The 21,305-nt window shown below is 64.6% G+C and carries 20 protein-coding genes; 6 read left to right on the top strand and 14 right to left on the bottom strand.

What is annotated here, in order from left to right:
* The first annotated feature begins 51 nt into the window (after positions 1-51).
* Positions 52-567, top strand: coding sequence for an RDD family protein (locus BUB39_RS19850; RefSeq protein WP_244540318.1), 516 nt, complete (start codon positions 52-54; stop codon positions 565-567).
* Between the two features lie 79 nt (positions 568-646).
* Positions 647-1,393 carry an arginyltransferase gene (locus tag BUB39_RS19845; RefSeq protein WP_073057198.1) on the top strand — a complete coding sequence of 249 codons (747 nt, stop codon included), beginning with the start codon at positions 647-649 and terminating at the stop codon, positions 1,391-1,393.
* A 15-nt stretch (positions 1,394-1,408) separates the two neighbouring features.
* Here the strand turns inward: BUB39_RS19845 and BUB39_RS19840 are convergent, their stop codons facing one another.
* The 3 genes from BUB39_RS19840 to puuE form a co-directional block, all read right to left on the bottom strand.
* Positions 1,409-1,909: an AAA family ATPase gene (locus tag BUB39_RS19840; protein WP_244540329.1), complete on the bottom strand. Its 501-nt coding sequence runs from the start codon at positions 1,907-1,909 to the stop codon at positions 1,409-1,411.
* A 115-nt stretch (positions 1,910-2,024) separates the two neighbouring features.
* Positions 2,025-4,283 (bottom strand): DNA topoisomerase IV subunit A, encoded by a 2,259-nt coding sequence (parC, locus tag BUB39_RS19835; protein ID WP_073057196.1) that lies wholly within the window; start codon positions 4,281-4,283, stop codon positions 2,025-2,027.
* Positions 4,284-4,421: 138 nt separating this feature from the next.
* A complete protein-coding gene (gene puuE, locus BUB39_RS19830; RefSeq protein ID WP_073057193.1) occupies positions 4,422-5,333 on the bottom strand; it encodes an allantoinase PuuE in 912 nt (303 codons plus the stop codon).
* A gap of 180 nt (positions 5,334-5,513) precedes the next feature.
* Between puuE and BUB39_RS19825 the strand changes: the two genes are divergently transcribed.
* A complete protein-coding gene (locus BUB39_RS19825) occupies positions 5,514-5,729 on the top strand; it encodes a hypothetical protein (protein WP_073057190.1) in 216 nt (71 codons plus the stop codon).
* Positions 5,730-5,818: 89 nt separating this feature from the next.
* Here BUB39_RS19825 and BUB39_RS19820 read toward each other — a convergent pair whose 3' ends face one another.
* From BUB39_RS19820 to BUB39_RS19795, 6 genes are all read right to left on the bottom strand, one after another.
* Positions 5,819-7,255, bottom strand: a complete 1,437-nt coding sequence (locus BUB39_RS19820; protein ID WP_073057187.1) for an aldehyde dehydrogenase family protein — start codon at positions 7,253-7,255, stop codon at positions 5,819-5,821.
* Positions 7,256-7,394: 139 nt separating this feature from the next.
* Complete coding sequence (gene araD1 / locus BUB39_RS19815; RefSeq protein ID WP_073057182.1) at positions 7,395-8,396, bottom strand: AraD1 family protein; 1,002 nt, start codon at positions 8,394-8,396, stop codon at positions 7,395-7,397.
* Positions 8,397-8,497: 101 nt separating this feature from the next.
* Positions 8,498-9,223 (bottom strand): FadR/GntR family transcriptional regulator, encoded by a 726-nt coding sequence (locus BUB39_RS19810; RefSeq protein ID WP_210187116.1) that lies wholly within the window; start codon positions 9,221-9,223, stop codon positions 8,498-8,500.
* Between the two features lie 320 nt (positions 9,224-9,543).
* Positions 9,544-11,025 carry an Asp-tRNA(Asn)/Glu-tRNA(Gln) amidotransferase subunit GatB gene (gatB, locus tag BUB39_RS19805; RefSeq protein WP_073057176.1) on the bottom strand — a complete coding sequence of 494 codons (1,482 nt, stop codon included), beginning with the start codon at positions 11,023-11,025 and terminating at the stop codon, positions 9,544-9,546.
* Positions 11,026-11,121: 96 nt separating this feature from the next.
* A complete protein-coding gene (locus BUB39_RS19800) occupies positions 11,122-11,604 on the bottom strand; it encodes a CreA family protein (RefSeq protein ID WP_425292925.1) in 483 nt (160 codons plus the stop codon).
* Positions 11,605-11,699: 95 nt separating this feature from the next.
* The gene (locus tag BUB39_RS19795; protein ID WP_073057170.1) at positions 11,700-13,106 is read right to left on the bottom strand and encodes an MATE family efflux transporter; all 1,407 of its coding nucleotides are present in this window, start codon (positions 13,104-13,106) and stop codon (positions 11,700-11,702) included.
* A 233-nt stretch (positions 13,107-13,339) separates the two neighbouring features.
* On the opposite strand from BUB39_RS19795, the gene BUB39_RS19790 reads away from it, so the two are divergent.
* Positions 13,340-14,416 carry a DUF2865 domain-containing protein gene (locus BUB39_RS19790; protein WP_073057167.1) on the top strand — a complete coding sequence of 359 codons (1,077 nt, stop codon included), beginning with the start codon at positions 13,340-13,342 and terminating at the stop codon, positions 14,414-14,416.
* Here the strand turns inward: BUB39_RS19790 and BUB39_RS19785 are convergent.
* Together BUB39_RS19785 and BUB39_RS19780 are read right to left on the bottom strand one after the other, a co-directional pair.
* Complete coding sequence (locus BUB39_RS19785; protein ID WP_073057165.1) at positions 14,355-15,728, bottom strand: glutamate--tRNA ligase; 1,374 nt, start codon at positions 15,726-15,728, stop codon at positions 14,355-14,357. The genes BUB39_RS19790 and BUB39_RS19785 overlap by 62 nt on opposite strands.
* A gap of 45 nt (positions 15,729-15,773) precedes the next feature.
* Complete coding sequence (locus BUB39_RS19780) at positions 15,774-16,367, bottom strand: TetR/AcrR family transcriptional regulator (protein ID WP_073057161.1); 594 nt, start codon at positions 16,365-16,367, stop codon at positions 15,774-15,776.
* A gap of 91 nt (positions 16,368-16,458) precedes the next feature.
* Between BUB39_RS19780 and BUB39_RS19775 the strand changes: the two genes are divergently transcribed.
* Positions 16,459-17,736: an MFS transporter gene (locus BUB39_RS19775; protein WP_073057158.1), complete on the top strand. Its 1,278-nt coding sequence runs from the start codon at positions 16,459-16,461 to the stop codon at positions 17,734-17,736.
* 1 nt (position 17,737) lies between these two features.
* Positions 17,738-18,595, top strand: a complete 858-nt coding sequence (locus tag BUB39_RS19770) for an aminoglycoside phosphotransferase family protein (RefSeq protein ID WP_073057156.1) — start codon at positions 17,738-17,740, stop codon at positions 18,593-18,595.
* Here the strand turns inward: BUB39_RS19770 and BUB39_RS19765 are convergent.
* The 3 genes from BUB39_RS19765 to BUB39_RS19755 all read right to left on the bottom strand — a co-directional run bounded on the left by BUB39_RS19765 (position 18,571) and on the right by BUB39_RS19755 (position 21,278).
* A complete protein-coding gene (locus BUB39_RS19765; RefSeq protein ID WP_244540317.1) occupies positions 18,571-18,972 on the bottom strand; it encodes a GFA family protein in 402 nt (133 codons plus the stop codon). The two genes, BUB39_RS19770 and BUB39_RS19765, sit on opposite strands and share 25 nt — an antisense overlap.
* Entirely contained in the window at positions 18,962-20,350 is a 1,389-nt protein-coding gene (locus tag BUB39_RS19760; protein ID WP_073057153.1) for a class II 3-deoxy-7-phosphoheptulonate synthase, read from the bottom strand. The genes BUB39_RS19765 and BUB39_RS19760 overlap by 11 nt, the downstream gene beginning before the upstream one ends.
* Before the next feature lie 130 nt (positions 20,351-20,480).
* A complete protein-coding gene (locus BUB39_RS19755) occupies positions 20,481-21,278 on the bottom strand; it encodes a helix-turn-helix transcriptional regulator (protein ID WP_073057150.1) in 798 nt (265 codons plus the stop codon).
* Between the last annotated feature and the right edge of the window lie 27 nt (positions 21,279-21,305).

Genomic DNA, 21,305 nt, shown 5'->3' with positions numbered 1-21,305 from the left:
GATCTAGCATTCGCCGACAGTGCGGTGCAACGTGGCACGGAGACGGAGATTATGGAGCATCAGTCGATGGGCATCGCGGAGCGCGAGATATTCATCTCGGGTGAGGTCTTTGATCCGGTGAGCGAACCCCAGCTCTTTTCCGGGGTGCTTGGCAAGCGCGTGCTGGCCTTCATCGTCGATGTCGTGCTGCTCGGCCTGTTCGAACTTCTGGCCGTGTTGGTGGTGTTCACCCTCGGGCTCTTCACGTTCGGCGTGGCCTGGTTCCTCTTCGCCCTGCCCTTCTTCGCCATCGTCGCGGTGCTCTATGTCGCGCTGACGCTCGGCGGTCCGAATGCCGGGACGCCGGGGATGCGCCTCGCTGGGCTCGCCATCCGGGCAACCGACGGCGGCCGCGTCGGCTTCTTCATCGCCGCCGCTCATGTCATTCTCTATTGGGTATCGATCTCGCTGCTGACGCCTTTCGTACTGCTGATCGGCTTCTTTTCCAATCGCAAGCGCCTGCTTCATGACATGCTGCTGGGTACGGTCGTCATGAATCGCGACCCGCTGGTTCGAAGCCGCCGGTGAGCGGCGGAATAGGCCTTCAGGCCGAAGCGCCGGCGTATTATCGTTCTTGCCCAGACGAGCCGCGACGGCCTTTCGCCCGATGACGCACCATCAGACCGATACACCGCAATTCTTCCTCACGGCGCCGTCGCCCTGTCCCTATCTGCCGGGCCAGATGGAACGGAAGGTGTTCACCCATCTCGTGGGAGCGCGGGCGTCGGCGCTCAACGAGATCCTGACGCAGGGCGGCTTCCGTCGCAGCCAGAACATCGCCTATCGGCCCGCCTGCGAGACTTGCAAGGCTTGCGTCTCCATTCGCGTTCCCGTCGATCGCTTCCAGCCCGGCCGGAGCTTTCGCCGCGTCATCGAGAAAAACCGGGATGTCATCGGCATGCGCGTCGCGCCTGCGCCAACCTCTGACCAGTATTCGCTGTTCCGCGCCTATCTGGATGCGCGTCACGCCGAGGGCGGCATGGCCGATATGACGGTGCTCGACTATGCGATGATGGTCGAGGACACCCATGTCGAGACCATGCTGATCGAATATCGCTTCCGCGGACCTGACAGCGCCATCACCGGCGCCGGCGAAGGCCCGCTGATCGGCACGGCCCTGACCGATGTCCTCTCCGATGGGCTGTCGATGGTCTATTCGTTCTACGAGCCCGACTATATCGACCGCTCGCTCGGCAGCTTCATGATCCTCGATCATATCGCTCGGGCGCGGAAGATGGGCCTGCCCTATGTCTATCTCGGCTATTGGGTCGCCGGCTCGCGCAAGATGGCCTACAAGGCGCGCTTCCGGCCGCAGGAACATCTCGGGGCGCAAGGCTGGGAACCGGCGAAGTAAGCTGACGCATCCTCGTCAGCATTTCGCGAGGATCGCATCGACAACTCGCGCCAGCGGTGCCGTCCCATCGATCTCGATCGCGCCCGAAGGAATATTCTCCCGCGTCGCCGAGAGCCCAAGGATGAAATCCCGCTGCGCCGGCGTACCGCCGAACTCGTCATCCGGCCGGCTGGCGAGACGCCACTTTAGGGTTTCATGATCGACAGCGAGAACGAAAACCGCGTCGAACCAGCCGACGAAGCGGTCGAAATTCCGCGAACCGCCGCAGAAAAAGGTCACCGGCCAGCTCCGGTCCGCCGTGAGCGCCCTGACCTTGTCGACATCCCAGAGATGGTGCCTGTGCCCGAAGGCGACATCCATGTTCGGCGGGTCGGAAGGATCGATGTCCAGCGGCTCCCCGGTCCGGGGATCGCCTCGGTAGGCGAGTTCGCGGTCGCCATGAATGACGTGATATCCGCGCCGCTGGAGTTCGGTGGCCACCGAGGTCTTGCCGGAACCGGACACGCCTTCGATCAGGACGTTCTAAACGCCCATGTCAGATCAAGCCCGAGATCATCATCACGCCGGCGACGGGCCGAGATCGGTTGACATAACGAGAGGTGTTGCGGGCAACGAACATCCCCGGCCGGCCTCAAGGTATAGCGGGCGTGCCGAAGGTGTTGGTCTTCGGGAAACGATCCGGCGGCAAGCGTCCGGCCTGGCCGCGATCCGCGACGAAGTCCTTCAACTCCTCCATCGACCGCGTATAGAGGCGACCCGACGAATCCTGCCAGGTCAGGCCTTTGTCGCGCGAGAAGACGCGAATATCGGCCGGTCCGCCGTCGCGGTAGCGCTGCAGCCGGACGCCCTTACCACGCGACATTTCCGGCATCTGCTCAAGCGGGAAAGCCAGGAACTTCCGGTTCTTGCCGATGATCGCCACCATATCGCCTGAAGCGTCTACGCAGAGCGACGCCTCGGCCGTGCCATCGACATTCAGCACCTGCTTGCCCTTGCGGGTATTCGCGATGATGTCGACCTCGGACACGACGAAGCCGTAGCCCTCGCTGGACGCGACCATGAGCTTGCGGCCGGGCTTATGGACGAAGACGGAAATGATGTCCTGTTCATTGTCCATGTCGACCATTAGGCGAACAGGCTCGCCATGGCCGCGCCCGCCCGGCAACTTGTCGGCGCCGAGCGTATAAAATCGCCCGCCGGTCGAGAAGACGAGGATCTTGTCCGTGGTCTCGGCATGCAGCGCGAATTTGAGACCGTCGTCGGTCTTGAATGTGAGGGTGGAGAGGTCGCCGACATGGCCCTTCAGCGCTCGAATCCAGCCCTTCTCCGACACCACCACGGTGATCGGCTCGCGCTCGATCATCGCCTGCTGCAGGTCCTCGACGTCATGAGTCGGCGCGTCGGCGAACGCCGTGCGGCGCTTGCCGAGCGGGGTCTCAGGCCCAAACGTCTTGCGGATTTCGCCGATCTGCCAGGCGATGGTCTTCCACTGCTTGCCTTCGGACGCCATCAACGCATCGATCTGCGCGAGCTCTTCCGAGAGATTGGCATGCTCGCGGCGCAGCTCCATCTCCTCCAGCTTGCGCAGCGAGCGGAGCCGCATATTGAGGATCGCCTCGGCCTGGACATCCGTCAGCTCGAAGGTCCGCATCAACTCGGCCTTCGGCTCGTCCTCCTCACGGATGATGCCGATCACCTCGTCGAGATTGAGATAGGCGATGATATAGCCGCCGAGCACCTCAAGGCGCTTGCGGATCTGCTCCTGACGGAAGGCAGACCGGCGCAGCAGCACCTCGCGGCGATGATCGAGCCATTCGCGGAGCACCTCGCCAAGGCTCATGACCTTCGGAACGATGCCCTTCGAGAGCACGTTCATGTTCAGCGAGATGCGGCTTTCGAGATCGCTGAGCTTGAAGAGCGATTCCATCAACAGCGCTGCATCGACGGTGCGGGCCCGCGGCTCCAGCACGACGCGGATATCCTCGGCCGACTCGTCGCGTACATCGACCAGCAGCGGCACGCGCTTGGTCTGCACAAGTTCAGCCAGCTTCTCGATCAGGCGCGATTTCTGCACCTGATAGGGGATTTCCGTCACGACGATCAGATAGGTGCCGCGGCCCTGGTCCTCGATATGCCACTTCGCGCGGACGCGGAAACCGCCGCGGCCTGTGCGATAGGCCTCGGCGATCGCCGTCTGGTCGTCGACGATGATGCCACCGGTAGGAAAGTCCGGACCCTTCACATGCTGCATCAGCGCCGCGACATCGCTGTCTGGCTGGCTGATGAGCATGATCGCGGCATCGCAGAGTTCGGCGACATTGTGCGGCGGGATCGACGTCGCCATGCCCACGGCAATACCGGAGGAGCCGTTGGCGAGCAGGTTCGGAAAGTTGCCCGGCAGGACGATCGGCTCGCTGTCCTCGCCGTCATAGGTCTCGCGGAAGTCGACGGCATTCTCGTCGATACCCTCCAGAAGGAGGGCCGCGACCTCGGTCATGCGCGTTTCGGTGTAGCGCATGGCTGCGGCGCTATCGCCGTCGACATTGCCGAAATTGCCCTGGCCGTCGACGAGCGGAAAGCGGACGGCGAAATCCTGCGCCAGACGGACCAGCGCGTCATAGACGGACTGGTCGCCATGCGGGTGATATTTGCCGATGACGTCGCCGACGACGCGGGCCGACTTCTTGAAGCCGGCGTCGGGATCGAGCCGCAGCTGGCGCATCGCATAAAGAATACGGCGATGGACGGGCTTGAGACCGTCGCGGGCGTCGGGCAGCGCCCGGTGCATGATGGTCGAAAGCGCATAGGCAAGGTAACGCTGCTCGAGCGCCTCGCGCAGATTGATGCCTTCGATGTCGCCGCCGTCAGGCGGAATCAGTGCCTTGCCCATTTCTGACGGAAGTACCCTTCAAAAGCCCGGGATTCAAGGCAAACCGGGCTAGGCCGGCCGCGGGGCACCGGACGAAACGACGACAAACTCCCGTTGCTCCGAGCGATGACCCCAACGACCTTGAGACACGGTCGCAGATCACGCCGGCTTGTGGTGCGCGTGCCAGTGCCAGGCAACATCAATGCGGCGGGGAATCCAGACCCTGTCCTTCGAGGCGACATAGTCGACGAAGCGGGCAAGCGCCTGAGCGCGCGCCGGCCGGCCGACAAGCCGGCAATGCAGGCCGACGCTCAGCATCTTCGGCGCACCCTGCTCCCCTTCCTCATAGAGCATGTCGAACGCGTCCTTCAGATAAGTGAAGAACTGGTCGCCGGAGTTGAACCCCTGCGGCGTCGCAAAGCGCATGTCGTTGGTGTCGAGCGTATAGGGGATGATGAGATGCGGCCCGTTCGGCCCGGCGATCCAGAACGGAAGGTCGTCCGAGTAGTTGTCCGAGGTATAGAGGAAGCCGCCCTCCTCCATGAGAAGCCGCAGCGTATTGTCCGACGGCTTGCCCTGGTAGAAGCCGAGCGGCCGCGAGCCGGTGATCTCGGTGTGGATACGGATCGCATCATGGATGTGCCGCCGCTCTTCGGCCTCCGGGAAGTCCTTGTATTCGAGCCATCTGAGGCCGTGACTTGCCAGTTCCCAATCGGCTTCCTTCATCGCCGCGACTGCCTCGGGATTGCGCGCCATGGCAAGCGTCACGCCATAACAGGTGACCGGGATGCCGCGGCTCGAGAACAATCGCCAGAGCCGCCAGAACCCGGCCCGCGATCCATATTCGTAGATCGATTCCATGTTGAGGTTGCGCTGGCCCGGCCAGGGCTGCGCGCCGACGATCTCCGACAGCAGCGATTCCGAGGCCTTGTCGCCGTCAAGAATGGAACTCTCGCCGCCTTCCTCATAGTTGACGACGAACTGTACCGCGATATTGGCGCCGCCGGGCCATTTCGGATCGGGCGGGGTGCGGCCATAGCCGATGAGATCGCGCGGATAGGGTGTCGTCATGAGGCGCTCGCTGTCGGTGTCGAACTGAACGGAAGTGGACCAGAGCGGATCGCTCGCCGCAAGGCGATCCGCGCCCGCGAACCTGCGCCGGGACGCCGCGCTTTACGAGTGGTTAACCTTCGGCGCGCAAATTTACGGGGATGATGGCCGCGGACGAACCCGCGACGAGGGAGACGGCAGATGCAGCATGCCCCGCGTGAGTTTGAGGCCGAAACGCTGGCCGCAGACGACCCCCGCTTTGTGGCCGCGCTGGACCTGCAGATCGCCCAGATGCGCCGCGTGTTGACGCTGATGGCGCCATCGAGCGGCGCCGAGGCGCTCCGCGCCATGCGCGAGGCGTTCCCGGACGCAGCGTTCGGCGAACGCGCCCTTGCCGTGGCAGGCATGCGCGAATAATCCGTCGAAGACGTCGATCCGCGCTCTGCAGCACCGACCAAACCTAGACTTGACGGGGCGGCCGCAAGCAGCCGCCCCAGAAGCATGCCTTACGGCTGCGTATAGGCCGTCTTCACGGTGGTGAAGAACTCGACCGCATACTTGCCCTGCTCGCGCGGGCCGTAGCTGGAACCCTTACGACCGCCGAAGGGCACGTGATAGTCGACACCCGCCGTCGGCAGGTTGACCATGACCATGCCGGCCTCGGCATTGCGCTTGAAGTGCGAGGCGTGCTTGAGGCTGGTCGTCACGATGCCGGCCGAGAGACCGAACGGCGTGTCGTTGGCAACCGCGAGCGCCTCGTCATAATCAGCGACCTTGATGACGCTGGCGACCGGGCCGAACACTTCTTCCTTATTGATGCGCATCTCCGGCGTCGTGCCGGTGAAGAGCGTCGGCTCCAGGAAGAAGCCCGGATTGTCGCGCTCGATCCGGTTGCCGCCAACAGCGAGCGTGCCACCCTCGTCCTTGGCGATCTGGATATAGCGCTCGTCCTGGTCGAGCTGGCTCTGGTCGACGACCGGTCCGATATGCGTGCCCTGCTTGATCGCGTCGTCGACGACGAGATCCTTCATGCGCTTGGCCATCGCCTCGACGTACTGGTCGTGGATCTTCTCGGTAACGATCAGACGCGACGACGCCGTGCAGCGCTGGCCGGTCGAGAAGAAGGCGCTGTTGACGGTCGATTCGACCGCGACCTTGAGATCGGCGTCATCGAGCACGATCGTCGGGTTCTTGCCGCCCATCTCGAGCTGGAACTTGCGCATCACGGCGATAGAGGCCTCGGCGACCTTCTTGCCGGTTCCAACCGAGCCGGTGAAGGAAAGCGCATTGACCTTCGGCGATTCGAGGATCGCCTGGCCGACGACCGAGCCGCGGCCCATCACGAGGTTCAGCACGCCCTTCGGCAGGCCGTTGCGGACGAGGATGTCGACGATGGTCCAGGTGCAGGCCGGCACGAGATCGGCCGGCTTGATCACCACGGTGTTGCCATAGGCCAGCGCCGGGGCGATCTTCCAGGCGGGAATGGCGATCGGGAAGTTCCACGGCGTGATCAGCCCGACCACGCCGACCGGCTCGCGGGTGATCGAAACGTCGATGCCCGGACGCACGCTCGGCAGGATCTCGCCGGCAAGGCGCAGCGTCTCGCCCGCGAAGAAGTGGAAGATCTGCGCGGCGCGGGTCGTCTCGCCGATGCCCTCGGGCAGCGTCTTGCCCTCTTCACGCGACAGGAGGCGGCCGATCTCTTCCTTGCGGGCAAGGAGTTCGTCGCCAGTCGCCTTCAGGATGTCATGGCGCTGCTGGATCCCCGACTGGGACCAGGTCTTGAAGGCCAGCGCTGCGGCGTCGATGGCGGCCTTGGCGTCGGCAGCGGTGCCCTGCGCGAATTCGCCGACCACTTCATTGGTGTTGGAGGGATTGATGTTGGGGCGGGCATCGCCAGCGACCCATTCGCCGCCAATATAGTTCTTGTGCAGTTCGGTCATCGCATCCTCGGATGTTTCATGGGGAGGGAAGCCGGCCCGCCGAACGGGATGGCTTCCCAAGGGATGAGGTGGATCGCATTGGCGTCCGTTCTATCGCGCGGGGCCCTCCGGGCCAACCGCCGATGCGGCCGCCGCCAGATCAGAGTGCGGTCACCGTCACGGTCTCTTCCGGCGCGAAGGCCAGCGCATTGCGCAGCGGCAGGCCGAAGACCTCGGATTCGATCTCGAACACGTCGCCCGGCTCGGTCTTGATGCCGAAGGCAACCGACAGCGTCGCGGTGCCGTAGGTGTGAACGTGGATCTGGCCCGGGCGGCGGAAGAAATCGTATTTGAAGTGGTGATGCTCGAGGTTCTCGAGCGTATGCGACATGTTCGCCTCGCCGGAGAGGAAGGGCTCGTCGAAGATCACCTGGTTGTTGCGCAGGATGCGCGAGCGGCCGCGGACATCATCCGGCAGCGGACCCACCAGGAGTTCCGGCCCGACCGAGCATTCGCGGAGCTTCGAATGGGCGAGGTAGAGATAGTTCACCCGCTCCATCACATGGTCGGAGAATTCGTTGGCGAGCGCGAAGCCAATGCGGAACGGCAGGCCGTCATCGCTGATGATGTAGATGCCGGCGACCTCAGGCTCCTCGCCACCGTCCTGCGCGAAGGAGGGCGCGGTCAGCGGTTCGCCCGGGCCTACCAGAAGCGCGCCGTCGCCCTTGAAGAACCATTCCGGCTGCACGCCAACCTTACCGGCGGCCGGCTTGCCGCCTTCGATGCCCATGCGGAACATCTTCATCGAGTCGGTCAGCGTCTCTTCCGCGACGGCAGCGGTCTTGTGCATGGCGTCACGCGCCGAGGCCGAACCGAGATGCGTCAGGCCGGTGCCGGTGATGAGGAGATGCGCCGGATCGGGATGATCGATCGGCCCCAGCACGCGGCCGGATGCCAGCAGCGCCGCGCGGTCGACCGCAGCGCCCTCGCCGGCCGCCTCAACCAGCGACACGATCCCGCTCTTTGCAGCGATGGCGGCGCGCGCCAGATCATAGATCGTGGTGTAGCCCGGAACGATGTAGGACCGCTGGTCCTTAGCCGAACCGACGGTCGCCACGACGGCGCGGCCACCCTCTTCGGTCCTGATCTGCATCAATCTCATCGCTTCCTCCTTCAGGTGCTCGGGCCGCCTTCGGGCCGGCCTCGATTGTCAAAAAAGCCCGGTGGCGCGGCATGCGCCCGGGCAGATGGAAATTCGGTCCGCTAACGGATTTCAGTTTCGGCGCCGGCCTCGCTGCGCCGGTTCACCCAGATGGAATCGAAGACATTGCCCTTGGCGTTGCGCAGCAGCCGCCGCATCGCGAGAAAGGCGCCATCGGCATTGCGGTCACGGATCGCCTCATAGACATCGCGATGCTGCAGCACCGCATCGTCGCCCATCACGGTACGCCAGCCGAGAGAAAACGAAATGACGAGGCCCGATTCGATCATGCTGCCGGCCGAGCGCAGCAGAGGATTATGCGAGGCTTCGAGCACCACCATGTGGAAGGCGAGATCGGCCTTGATCTGGTCGGCGCTGCCGCGCGGACGGCTCCGGATACCCTCGAACGCCTCGGCCAGCGCCTCGATCTCCTCGGCCGTAGCGCGCTCGGCGGCACGCGAGGCGGCGGCTGGCTCGATGATCTCGCGCATCTCGAACAGCGAGTGAATGAATTCGTCGCTCGGAAAAGGATCGATCTGCCAGCGCAGCACGTCGGGATCGAGCATATTCCAGTCCGAGCGCGGCCGGACCTTGGTGCCGATCTTCGGCCGCGACACGGTCAGCCCCTTGGCCGACAACAGTCGAATGGCCTCGCGAACCGCCGTGCGGGAAACCTTGAACTCTTCCTGAACGCGGGGCTCTGTCGGCAGCGTGTCCCCCGGCTGGTACTGTCCGGAAACGATGCGGCGACCGATCTCGCCCGCAACGCGATCGGACAAGCTTGTCACGCGCTCCCGCCCCGTCGTTGCGAGAGCACGCGTCGTATCCTGGACGCCGCGCATCGTCTTGCCTGCCCCTCCATGGTCGCGCCTGGCGGGGGCCAACGACCCTGCGCGCTCATTCATAGTATGTTTGGCGATCGAAAAACTCAACCCGCCGTGCATGCAGGCCAAGCAGCGCTCTGGCCGAAAAAGGCGCGGCTCGGCCGGCGGGCGCAGTCGCTCTCGACAATCTGGCGATCATCCGATGGCGAGCCGACTCACCGAAATGAGCTCAGGCGAAGACTGCAAATAACGACAAACAAGCGCGTGGCGGCGCCCTGCCCGCGTCACTCCAGGCCGAGCTTCCGCTTCAGGATCTCGTTCACGGCCTGCGGATTCGCCTTGCCGCCGGATGCCTTCATGATCTGGCCGACGAACCAGCCGGCAAGCGTCGGCTTCAGTTTCACCTGTTCGACCTTGTCGGGATTGGCGGCGATGATGTCATCGACCACTTTCTCGATCGCGCCTGTGTCGGTGACCTGCTTCAGCCCGCGCGCCTCGACGATCGCCTTGGGATCGCCGCCCTCCGACCAGATGATCTCGAAGAGATCCTTGGCGATCTTGCCGGAGATGGTGCCGTCGGTGATCAGGTCGATGATCGCACCGAGCTGAGCGGCCGAAACCGGGCTGCTGGCGATATCGAGGCCGTCCTTGTTCAGGCGGGCGGCAAGTTCCTGCGTGACCCAATTGGCGGCAGCCTTGGCATCGCGGCCCTTGGCGACCGCCTCGTAGAATTCGGCCGTATCCTTCTCAAGCACCAGCACACCGGCATCATAGGGCGAAAGCCCATAATCGGCGATGAAGCGCGCCTTGCGGGCGTCGGGCAGCTCCGGAAGAGCTGCGGCGAGACCTTCTATCCAGGCCTCGTCGAGCACCAGCGGCAGGAGGTCCGGATCGGGGAAATAGCGATAGTCATGCGCTTCTTCCTTTGAGCGCATCGACCGCGTCTCGCCCTTGTTGGCGTCGAAAAGCCGCGTCTGCTGCTCGATCACGCCGCCGTCCTCGATAATCGCGATCTGGCGGCGCGCTTCATAGTCGACGGCCTGGCCGACGAAGCGGATCGAATTGACGTTCTTAATCTCGCAGCGCGTTCCGAACGGCTCGCCCGGACGACGAACGGAAACATTGACGTCGGCGCGCATCGAGCCTTCGTCCATGTTGCCGTCGCAGGTGCCGAGATAGCGCATGATTGTGCGCAGCTTGGTGAGATAGGCCTTGGCCTCGTCGGCCGAGCGCAGATCCGGCTTCGACACGATCTCCATCAGCGCGACACCCGAGCGATTGAGGTCGACGAAGCTCATGGTCGGATGCTGGTCATGCAGCGACTTGCCGGCGTCCTGTTCCAGATGCAGCCGCTCAATGCCGACACTGACGCTTTCGCCGCCATCGAGATCGATCGTGATTTCACCCTCGCCAACGATCGGCTGCTTATACTGCGAGATCTGATAGCCCTGCGGCAGGTCTGGATAGAAATAGTTCTTGCGATCGAAAACGCTGCGCGTGTTGATCGCCGCCTTGAGGCCGAGCCCGGTGCGCACGGCCTGCGCCACGCATTCGCGATTGATCACCGGCAGCATGCCCGGCATCGCGGCGTCAACGAGGCTGACATGCGAGTTCGGCGCGCCGCCGAACTCGGTCGAGGACCCCGAGAACAGCTTCGAATTCGACAGCACCTGCGCATGCACTTCGAGGCCGATCACGACCTCCCAGTCGCCGGTCGCACCCCGGATCAGCTTCTTCGGGTCGGCGGGGCGGGCAATGGCGTTCATGGGCAACGTCCTTCGGGGATCCTGTCGGTTTCCGGGTTAGTGCTTCTCTCGCCCGATCGCAAGAGAGCGGCCGCGCGTGCTAGCCCCTCGACCGCCTCAGTTGATGAAATCCTTGCACTGGGCGGCTGGCTTGTCGCCCCAGGGCATGATCGGGACGCTGGAGATCGAATTCTTCGGGCTGCCATCGACCAGCTTGTCGGAATAAACGAGATAAACCAGAACATTCCGCTTCGGATCGCACCCGCGCACGATCTGCATTTTCTTGAACCAGAACGAGCGGCGCTGGCGGAACATCTCATCGCCCTGGCCGATCTTCTCCTTGAACGAAATCGGACCGACCTGACGGCAGGCGAGCGAGATGTCAGACGTCTCCTCAGCCAGCCCCAGCATGCCCGAGACGCCGCCCTTTTCCGCCGCCGCGAAATGGCAGGCGACGCCGTCAACTTCCGGATCATCGATGCCGTAGACGGCGATCTTGTCGTTCGGAGTGACCCATTTGAACGTGGTCGACTCTTTGAAGATGAGGTCCGGACCGTCGGCTAGCGCCGGCGCCGCGAAGGCGCAGGCAGCCGAAATCATGAGAACAGCAGCAATCGAGCGGCGCATGGATATCTCCGTCGCGAGGGGCCGAGCGCTATATAGGGTGGCAGCGCCCGCACTTGCGAGGGCAATGCTCAGGCGGCGACGCCTTCGAGCCCGAGCCGCCCGCGCCGCATCCAGCGGACCACCAGCATGGTCGAGGTCGCGGCAAGACCGCAGGCCAGCCCGATCCAGATGCCGATGCCGCCATAGCCGAGCCCGAAGCCGAGGGTGACGCTGGTGCCGAGGCCAACGCCCCAATAGCCGAGCGCAGCATAGAGCATCGGAACCCGTGCATCATGCAGACCACGCAGCATGCCGCCGGCGATTACCTGCGCTCCATCAAAGACCTGGAACAGCGCGGCGATGAACAGGAACGAGACGGTCAGTCGGACGACCTCGGCGTTCGCGACGTCGCCGCGATCGAGGAAGATACCGGCGAGCGTCTCGGGAATGGCGAGGATAACCAGCGCTGTGCAGCACATGAAGGCGATGCCAAGCGCGAAGGGCGTCCAGCCTGCCCTGCGGATCGCGTCGCGGTCGCGCGCGCCATAGGCATAGCCGACGCGAACCGTCGCCGCCTGCGAGAAGCCGAGCGGCACCATGAAGCAGAGCGCTGCGAACTGGATCGCGATCGCATGGGCCGCCACCTCTGTGGCGCCGATGAGACCCATCAGGAACACCGCCGCGTTGAACACCGTGACTTCGAGGCCGACGGCAACGCCGATCGGCAGGCCAAGCGCTGCCAGCTTCAGGAATTCGCGAAGGTCGGGCCGCCAGAAATAGCCAAAGACATGGTAGCGCCGGAACCGGGGATGGACCACGCAGACCACCGCCATGCCGGCGAACATCGCCACCGCCGAGATGGTCGAGCCGATGCCGGCGCCGACGATACCGAGTGCCGGCAGGCCGAATTTGCCGAATACCAGCACCCAGACGGCGAGCGCATTCACCGCAAGGCCGATGATGCCGATGACCAGCGACCAGAAAGGCTGTTCGAGCGCGACGACGAAGGAGCGCAGGACCAGATAGCCGAGGAAGGGCAGCATCGCCCATTGCAGGCCACGCATGTAATGGCCGGCGATCGCCGCAAGTTCCGGCTCCTGGCCGATGGCGATCAGAATGGCCTCGCTGTGCCACAGCAGAATCCAGAAGGGAACGGAGATCGCCAGCGCGAGCCAGAAGCCTTGGCGGACGATATTGCGCACGGCGCGCACAGAATGGCGCCGCTCGCCGAGCTTTTTGGCAATCATCGGCGAGACGGCGGAGATCATGCCGATGCCAAAGATCAGCATGGCGAAATAGAGATTGGTGCCAAGCGCGCCGGCGGCCAGCATGCGCGAGCCGAGCCAGCCGATGAAAATGATATCCGTCGCGTTGATGACCGTCTGCGCCAGATTGGTGAGGATCAGTGGCAGCGACAGCGAAATCGTCGCGCGCGCTTCCACGATCCAGGGGTGAAGCAGGTTCTCCCGCTCGAGGGTGGCGGCTTGGACGGGCATGGCGATCTCGGAAATGAAAAAAGCGGCGCGCGGCGCCGTTGGCCGCCCATTAGGCACATTGCCCGTGAAATGACCATCGAAACATTGCGATCGCTGCTATTAGCGGCATGAATGATTGGTTTTGGCGAGGTTCCTGTTGGTGATCCCCGTCACATGAGTGACCCTGCGCTGCCGATATGCTAAGAGAGACTGATCAAGTCGACGATTTGCCAAGCCGCCGAAGAGACCGGAAGATGTGTGTTCGGAGTAAGCTTTCGCGTGTCGCCATTGCGGCGGTGGTCCTGCTCGGCTTCGGCGGGGCGGCGGAAGCAGCGTCGACCGTATGCCGTTCGCTCGAAGCGCAGCTTGCAGCCGCGCAGCAGGGCGGCGGCCGCGCTGCGGCTTTCGGCGACGCGGCAAGCCGTCAGCGCCAGGCGATCGCGTCGGCGGAAAGCCAGGCCCGCCGCAGCGGCTGTTTTGGCGCTGCATTCCTAACCAAGGATCAATCCGGATCGGCGCAGTGCCAGGCGCTCGTCGCATCGATCGGCAAGATGAAAGCCAACCTCGCCAAGCTCGACCGTGGATCGCGGATCGGCGGCATGCGCCAAGCGCCGGTCGGCAATCGCGATGCGATCCTGCGCCAGCTCGGCGCCAATGATTGCGGACCGCAATATGCGAGCTATGTGGCGCAGCAACCACAGCGCAGTTTCCTGCAGCGCCTCTTCAACCCCGATAACAACCAGCCGCCTCAGCCGAACGTGGCCGTCGTGCCGGCCGCGCCCGTAACCCGCGACAGTTCCCGTTCAGACGGCGGCGGTTACGATACCGGCTTTGGTCGCGGCACATACCGGACGCTGTGCGTCCGGACCTGCGACGGCTATTATTTCCCGATCAGCTATTCGACCAGCAAGGCGAATTTCGCCGCCGACGAGCAGGCGTGCCATCAATTGTGCCCCGGCACCGACGTCGCGCTCTATGCTCATCGCAACCCGGGCCAGGATGCGACCCGGGCTCTCTCGACCGTCGATCAGTCGCGCTACGCCGACCTGCCGACGGCCTTTGCCTATCGCACGAGCTTCAATCCGAGCTGCGCCTGCGGCAAGCCGGCGGCGCTCGACCCGGTCGCCGGGAACTACAGCCCGATCGGTGACGGCGCGTTCGGCAACGCCATGACGTCTCCGACCGCAACGCTCCCCGCGCCGGCCGTCGACACGCGGCCCGACGCCGACGAAACCGGCCGGACGAGCGCCGAAACGCCCGTCGCGACGCTCACGCTTCCGGCACCAGGCGCTGTGCGGCGAGTCGGTCCATCGTATTACTACGCCCAATAAGCGGCAGCAGCGCCGCGAGCTCCGGCCCGTGATCGAGGCCGGTCAGTGCGCGGCGAAGCGGCAGGAAGAGCGCCTTGCCCTTGCGGCCTGTCTCGGCCTTCAGCCGATCGGTCCAAAGTTTCCAGGTTCCCGCGTCGAAGGGCTCTTCTGGGAGCGATGCCTCGGCCGCGGCGATGAAGGCGACTTCCTCGGGCGCGATCGGCGTCGGTGAAATCGGTCCCGTGACCACCCGCCACCAGTCCGCTGCATCCTGCAAGCGCACGAGGTTCCCCTTCACGGCCTCCCAGAACGCGGCGCTCCCGCTGATGCCGAGCGCGCCGAGCCGGTCCGCGACCGCCTCGAAGGGCAGCCCATGGATCAGGCGAGCGTTCAGCCCGTCGAGATCGGAGGGATCGAACTTCGCCGGCCCCTTCGAGATCATCGAGAGGTCGACCAGCCGGGAGAGCGCCTCGAGATCAGCTGCGGGCTCGACCGGCGCGGAGGTCCCGATCAGGACGGCCAGCGAGGCGACAGCCATCGGCTCGTAGCCGGCCTCGTTCAACGAGGCGAGGGAAAGCGCACCGGTCCGCTTGGAGAGCCCCTCGCCGCTCGCCGTGGTCAGCAGATTGATATGGCCGAAGCTTGGTACCACGCCGCCGAGCGCCTGGAACAGCTGGATCTGCACGCCGGTATTGGTGACGTGATCATCGCCGCGAATGATATGCGTGACGCCGAAATCGATGTCATCGACGACCGAAGGCAGCGTGTAGAGAAAGGTTCCGTCGCCGCGGATCAGCACAGGATCCGACTGCGAGCCGATATCGACGCTTTCGGGCCCGCGGACCAGATCGTCCCACTGCACATGCGGCGCTGCATCGTCCAGCCGGAAGCGCCAGTGCGGCTGCCGTCCTTCGGCTTCGAACGCAGCCTTTTCGGCGTCGGTGAGGCGGAGCGCCGCCCGGTCATAGATCGGCGGCAAGCCGCGCGCCATCTGGCGCTTGCGGCGACGATCGAGTTCGTCGGATGTCTCATAGGCCGGATAGAGCCGCCCCGAGCGCTTCAACGCCTCGGCCGCCGCCTCATAGGCAGCGAAGCGGTCCGACTGACGCTCGAACCGGTCCGGCCGGATTCCGAGCCAGGCGATATCGCGCCGGATCGCCTCGGCAAAGCGCTCCTCGGAACGCTCGCGATCGGTATCGTCGAGCCGCAGCACAAATTGGCCGCCATGCCGAAGGGCGAACAGCGCGTTGAACAGCGCCGGCCGCGCATTGCCGATATGCAGAAAGCCGGTTGGCGACGGCGCGAAGCGGACGATGACGGGGTTCTGTGTCATGCGAGGCGATGTAGCCCGCGCGTCGCCGGCGCGCAATCGGTACGCTCAGCGCCTGACGCTTGCCCCGATCAGACGATCGGCGACGACGGCCAGTGAGCGCACCGGTCCGCCGACTCCGAAAATCTGGCCAGACGCATTGGCGCCCTCAAACAGCATCAGCAGACCATCGGCTAGCAGAGCCGGATCGTCTGCGCCCATGTCTCCTGCAAGCAGCTCCAGACGCGCGCGGAGCGCTCGCTTGTTGGCTTCGCTGACGAGACGCGCCGGCGACCCCGGCTCTGGGAACTCGACCGCGGCATTTGTCAGCGCACAGCCGCGATAGTTGGTCAGCGCTTGACGCTGGCTGACGCCAGAAAAATAGGCGACGATGCCGGCGCGCGGATCGCCAGGGTGACGCGCCAGTGCCGTTTCAAACCGGCTCCAGAATCCGATCTCGTAATCACGCAGATAGGCGGCCGCGAGTTCGTCCTTGGAGGGGAAACTGCGATAGAGGCTCGGCTTGGTGACGCCGGCAGTCTCCACGATCTCGTCGACGCCGACGGCGCGGATGCCCTCGCGGTAGAAGAGGTCCCGGGCAGCATTGAGAATCTTCTCGGCCGCGCGCGGTTTCGCCGTCACATCTGGTCTGTCCGAACTCATGGCCTGCTGCGATCTCCGACTGACAATGCCCCCTTGATATGTAACAGACCGGTACGTATCATCAAGGCCTGACATCCGATCGGTGAGTCCCATGCAGACAATAACGCGGCGGCCCTTCGGCCAGAACTATGCCTTTATCGTTGCAGGCGTCATCTTCCTGGCGCTGCTCTCGGCAGCGGGGCTGCGCGCCGCGCCGGGCGTGATGATGCTGCCGCTGCAATCGGCCTTCGGCTGGGACAAGGCGACCATTTCCGCCGGCGCCGCGGTCGGCATCTTCCTCTACGGCCTAGCCGGACCTTTCGCCGCCGCCCTGATGCAGACCTTCGGCGTCCGGCGAACGCTCGTCTGCGCGCTCATCTTGATGTCGGCCTCGACCGGGCTTAGCGCCCTGATGTCGGAGCCCTGGCAATTCATCGCCACCTGGGGCGTGCTGTCGGGCATCGGTTCGGGCGCGGTCGCGCTTGTCATGGGCGCGACGATCGTCAACCGCTGGTTCGTCACCAATCGCGGCCTGATGATGGGCCTCTTTTCCGCCTCAACCGCGACGGGAACGCTGATCTTCCTGCCCGGCCTCGCCGCCCTTTCGGAATGGGGCGGCTGGCAGGCGATTGTGCTGACGATCTCGATCTTCATGGCGGTGCTGATACCGGTCGTGCTGTTGCTCGTTCCGGAAACCCCACGCTCGATCGGCGTCATGCCCTATGGCGCCACCGGCGCGGAAACGCCCGCCGCGCTGCATCTCGGAAATCCGTTCAGGAACGCCATCAATGCGCTGGTGGAAGCCGCGCGCACGCGGACATTCTGGTATCTCTTCGCCACCTTCTTCATCTGCGGCTTCACGACCAATGGGCTCGTCGGCACGCATATGATCTCGTTCTGCGCCGATATGGGCATTCCGGAGGTGCAGGCGGCGAGCATGCTGGCGATGATGGGCCTGTTCGACCTTATCGGCACCACGGCCTCAGGCTGGCTCACCGACCGTGTCGATCCGCGCAAGCTGCTCTTCGCCTATTATGCGCTCCGCGGCCTATCGCTCTTCTACCTGCCCTTCTCCGACTTTTCCTTCTACAGCCTGTCATTCTTTGTCGTGTTCTATGGCCTCGACTGGATAGCGACCGTGCCGCCAACCGTACGTCTCGCGACCGAAGCCTTTGGCGATCGCAAGGCGCCGATGGTGTTCGGCTGGATCGCGGCCGGCCACCAACTCGGCGCCGCTTCTGCCGCGTTCTTCGCCGGATGGCTGCGCACGACGCAGGGCAACTATTTCGATGCCTTCATGATCGCAGGCGTCACCGGCATCATCGCAGCCGCGCTCGCACTGTTGATCGCGCGGCCACGGCGGGACGCCATCGTCGCAGGCGCCGCCTGACATGGAGGCGCCTCCCCCGCTGTTCTCGCCCTATCTGGCGCGCTGGCAGTTGGCGCCCGACGGAGCGCCGATTGAGACGCCGACCAGCAACTTGCTGCCGGTCATGAATGCCGGCCGCCCCGCCATGCTCAAGCTGCTGAAGCCATCAAGCGATGAGGGGCCCGGCATTGCTGCGCTCGGCTGGTTCGCTGGCGCCGGCGCGGTGGATATCATCGCGACCGAAGGCGATGCCGTGCTGATGGAACGCGCCATCGGAACGCGTTCGCTCACCCGCATGGCAACCTCCGGCGATGATGAAGGCGCCATCCGGATAATCGCAGGGGTTGCGGCGCAGCTCCATGCGCCGCGCTCCACACCGCCGCCCAATCTCCCCAATCTGACTCGGCGCTTCCGCGCTTTGTTCGAAGCGGGCGAGTCGCATCCCGTTCTGCCGCGATGTGGGGCCGCCGCACGGGGCCTGATCAACAATCCGCGCGAGACGGTGGTTCTGCATGGCGACCTGCACCACGAGAACGTACTCGACAGTCCGCGCGGCTGGCTCGCCATCGACCCGAAGGGCGTTTCCGGCGAGCGGGCCTATGATGTCGCGAACCTGTTCCTGAATCCGGTCGACGTTGATAGGCTCGTTCTCGATCCGGCGCGCGCCCTCCGGCTTGCAACCATCGTTTCCGATGCGCTCGGCATCGAGAGGGCACGCGTGCTCGGCTTCGCCTTCGCGCATGCCGGTCTCTCCGCAGCCTGGTGCATGGAAGACGGGATCAACCCACGCCTCGCCATCGAAGCTGCCGAAATGCTGGAGCCGCTGGCCGGTCAGGCTAACCGGCGCAAGCGCCTTCAGTCGTCGCCCGGAAACTGCTGAATGCCGTCGGCGATCTCGTAATAATCGCCCTTGTCGGCGACGAAGATGTGCCGGTCGACCATGGTGCCGGTCGGCTTGTCGAAGCCGCCCATCGCGATGGCGATCCGACTGGACCCAGGCCGTCGCCAGAACAGCACGGAGCCGCAGTTGCCGCAAAAGCCGCGCTCGGCGACGTCCGAGGCGGCAAACCAGCGGACATGGCCGACGCCATCCAGCGCAAGGTCATCTTCGTCCACATTGGTCGAGGCGAAGAAATGGCCCGTTTGCCGCCGGCACATCGTGCAATGGCAGGCAACAACGGGCGAAAGCCCGCCGGTCACCGTGTAGCGAATGGCGCCGCAAAGGCAGGCGCCGTGATGGATGGGCTCAGAAGCCACTCGCCACGGCCTGCTTCTGATGACCAACGCGGCTGGTCTTCAGGAGCTCGGCGACGAGAAAGGCCAGCTCCAGCGACTGGTCGGCGTTGAGCCGGGGATCGCAATGCGTGTGATAGCGGTCCGAGAGATCTTCATCGGTGATGGCCCGCGCGCCGCCGGTGCATTCGGTGACGTTCTTGCCCGTCATCTCGATATGGATGCCGCCCGGGAACGTGCCCTCGCCGGCGTGAACCTCGAAGAAGCTCTTCACTTCCTTGAGGATCAGATCGAACGGCCGCGTCTTGTAGCCGGTGACGGCCTTGATCGTGTTGCCATGCATCGGGTCGCAGGACCACACGACCGACCGACCCTCGCGCTCGACGGCACGGATGAGCTGCGGCAGGTGGTCGAACACCTTGTTGGCGCCGAAGCGGCAGATCAGCGTCAGCCGACCCGGCTCGTTCTCGGGATTGAGCAGGTCGATCAATTCGATGAGCCCGTCGCCGGTCAACGAGGGGCCGCATTTGAGGCCGATCGGGTTCTTCACGCCGCGCATATATTCGACATGCGCATGATCCGGCTGGCGGGTGCGGTCGCCGATCCACAGCATGTGGCCAGATGTGGCGTACCAGTCGCCGGTCGTCGAATCGACGCGGGTCATCGCCTGCTCATAACCGAGCAGCAGCGCTTCGTGTGAGGTGAAGAAGTCAGTCGAGCGCAGCGACGGCGCCGTCTCCGGATCGATGCCGCAGGCGCGCATAAAGGCCATGGATTCGGAGATGCGATCGGCGATCTCCTGGTAGTGATGGCCCTGCGGGCTGTCCTTGACGAAGCCGAGCATCCACTGGTGCACGTGCTCCAGATTGGCGTAGCCGCCCTGCGCGAAGGCGCGCAGCAGATTGAGCGTCGCCGCCGACTGGCGATAGGAATCCTCGATCCGGCGCGGATCAGGATTGCGCGCCTCGGGCGTGAACTCGATGCCGTTGATATTGTCGCCGCGATAGGATGGCAGCTCGACATCGCCGATCTTTTCCATCGGCGCCGAGCGAGGCTTCGCGAACTGGCCCGCGATGCGGCCGACCTTCACCACCGGCATCTGGCCCGCAAAGGTCAGCACCACCGCCATCTGCAGGAAGACGCGGAAGAAGTCGCGGATATTGTCCGGGTGATGCTCCAGGAAGCTCTCGGCGCAATCGCCGCCTTGCAGCAGGAAGGCTTCGCCGCGCGAAACGGCCGCAAGACCCTTCTTCAGCTTGCGCGCCTCGCCCGCGAAGACGAGCGGCGGATAGGTGGCAAGCCGCGCCTCCACCGCCTCGAGCGCAGCCTTGTCGGCATAATCGGGCACTTGCTGGATCGGCTTCTGCTGCCAGCTCGCGGGTGTCCAGCTCGTCTTGATCATGATCCGCTCCACTCATACCGGCATGCGGCGCTTCCCTGCCGGCCGGAAAGGTGGCCGTTATACACGCTCGCCTCCCCGCTCGCCATCACCAGCGATGCTGCACCGCCGCGTGGCCGGACCGCGTGCCTGGTCAGCCCAGGGCGAGGCCCCGCAGCCGCGCCGCGGTCTCCGCGTCGGCGGGAAAGAACGCCTCGATGGCGAGTTCCGACAAGGTTACATCGGCCGGCCCGCCAAAGACCGTCGTCGTGGTGATGAAGGAAAGCACCATGTCGCCGACCCGGAGGCGAAATGGCAGCGCGATGCCGCCATAGGGTTCGCTGGCCGCTGTTCGGCGCGGCCCGCCGGCTGGAAGCGATTCCAGTTCGGCATGCAGCGCCGAAAGCCGCGGGTCGCCGGTCAGTTCGGCCTCCCGCGCCAGGCGGCCCAGAAGATGTCCGCGCCATGCCAGAAAATCGACCGTGCGCGCTGCAAGGCCTGCTGGATGAAGTGCAAGCCTCAGAACATTGACCGGCGGCCTCAACAGGACCGGATCGACGCCCTCGATCAGACTCGCCACCGCGGCGTTTGCTTCGATCATGGTCCAATGGCGGTCGATCGCCAGCGCGGGATAGGGATCATGGCCCTCGACAATGCGCCGCACCGCGTCACGGGCCGCCGCAAGACCCGGATCGTCGAGACGTCGCTCAGCATGGACTGGCGCGAAGCCGGCCGCGAGCAGCAGGCCGTTCTGCTCACGCAGCGGCAGGTCGAGCCGTTCGGCGAGCTTCAGAACCATGGCCCGGCTCGGGCGGGACCGACCCGTTTCGAGAAAGGAAAGATGGCGCGTGGAAAGATCTGCCTCGCCGGCAAGATCCAGTTGGCTGAGGCGCCGGCGCAGGCGCCAATTGCGGAGTTCCTCGCCGAAGGAGAGGCTGCTGGTGGCTGTCATGGAACTGAAATTAGTCTGATCAGCGCG

Source organism: Kaistia soli DSM 19436, from assembly GCF_900129325.1.
In the GTDB taxonomy this organism is placed as follows: Bacteria; Pseudomonadota; Alphaproteobacteria; order Rhizobiales; family Kaistiaceae; genus Kaistia; species Kaistia soli.
This window is presented reverse-complemented; position numbering and strand designations above follow the sequence as displayed.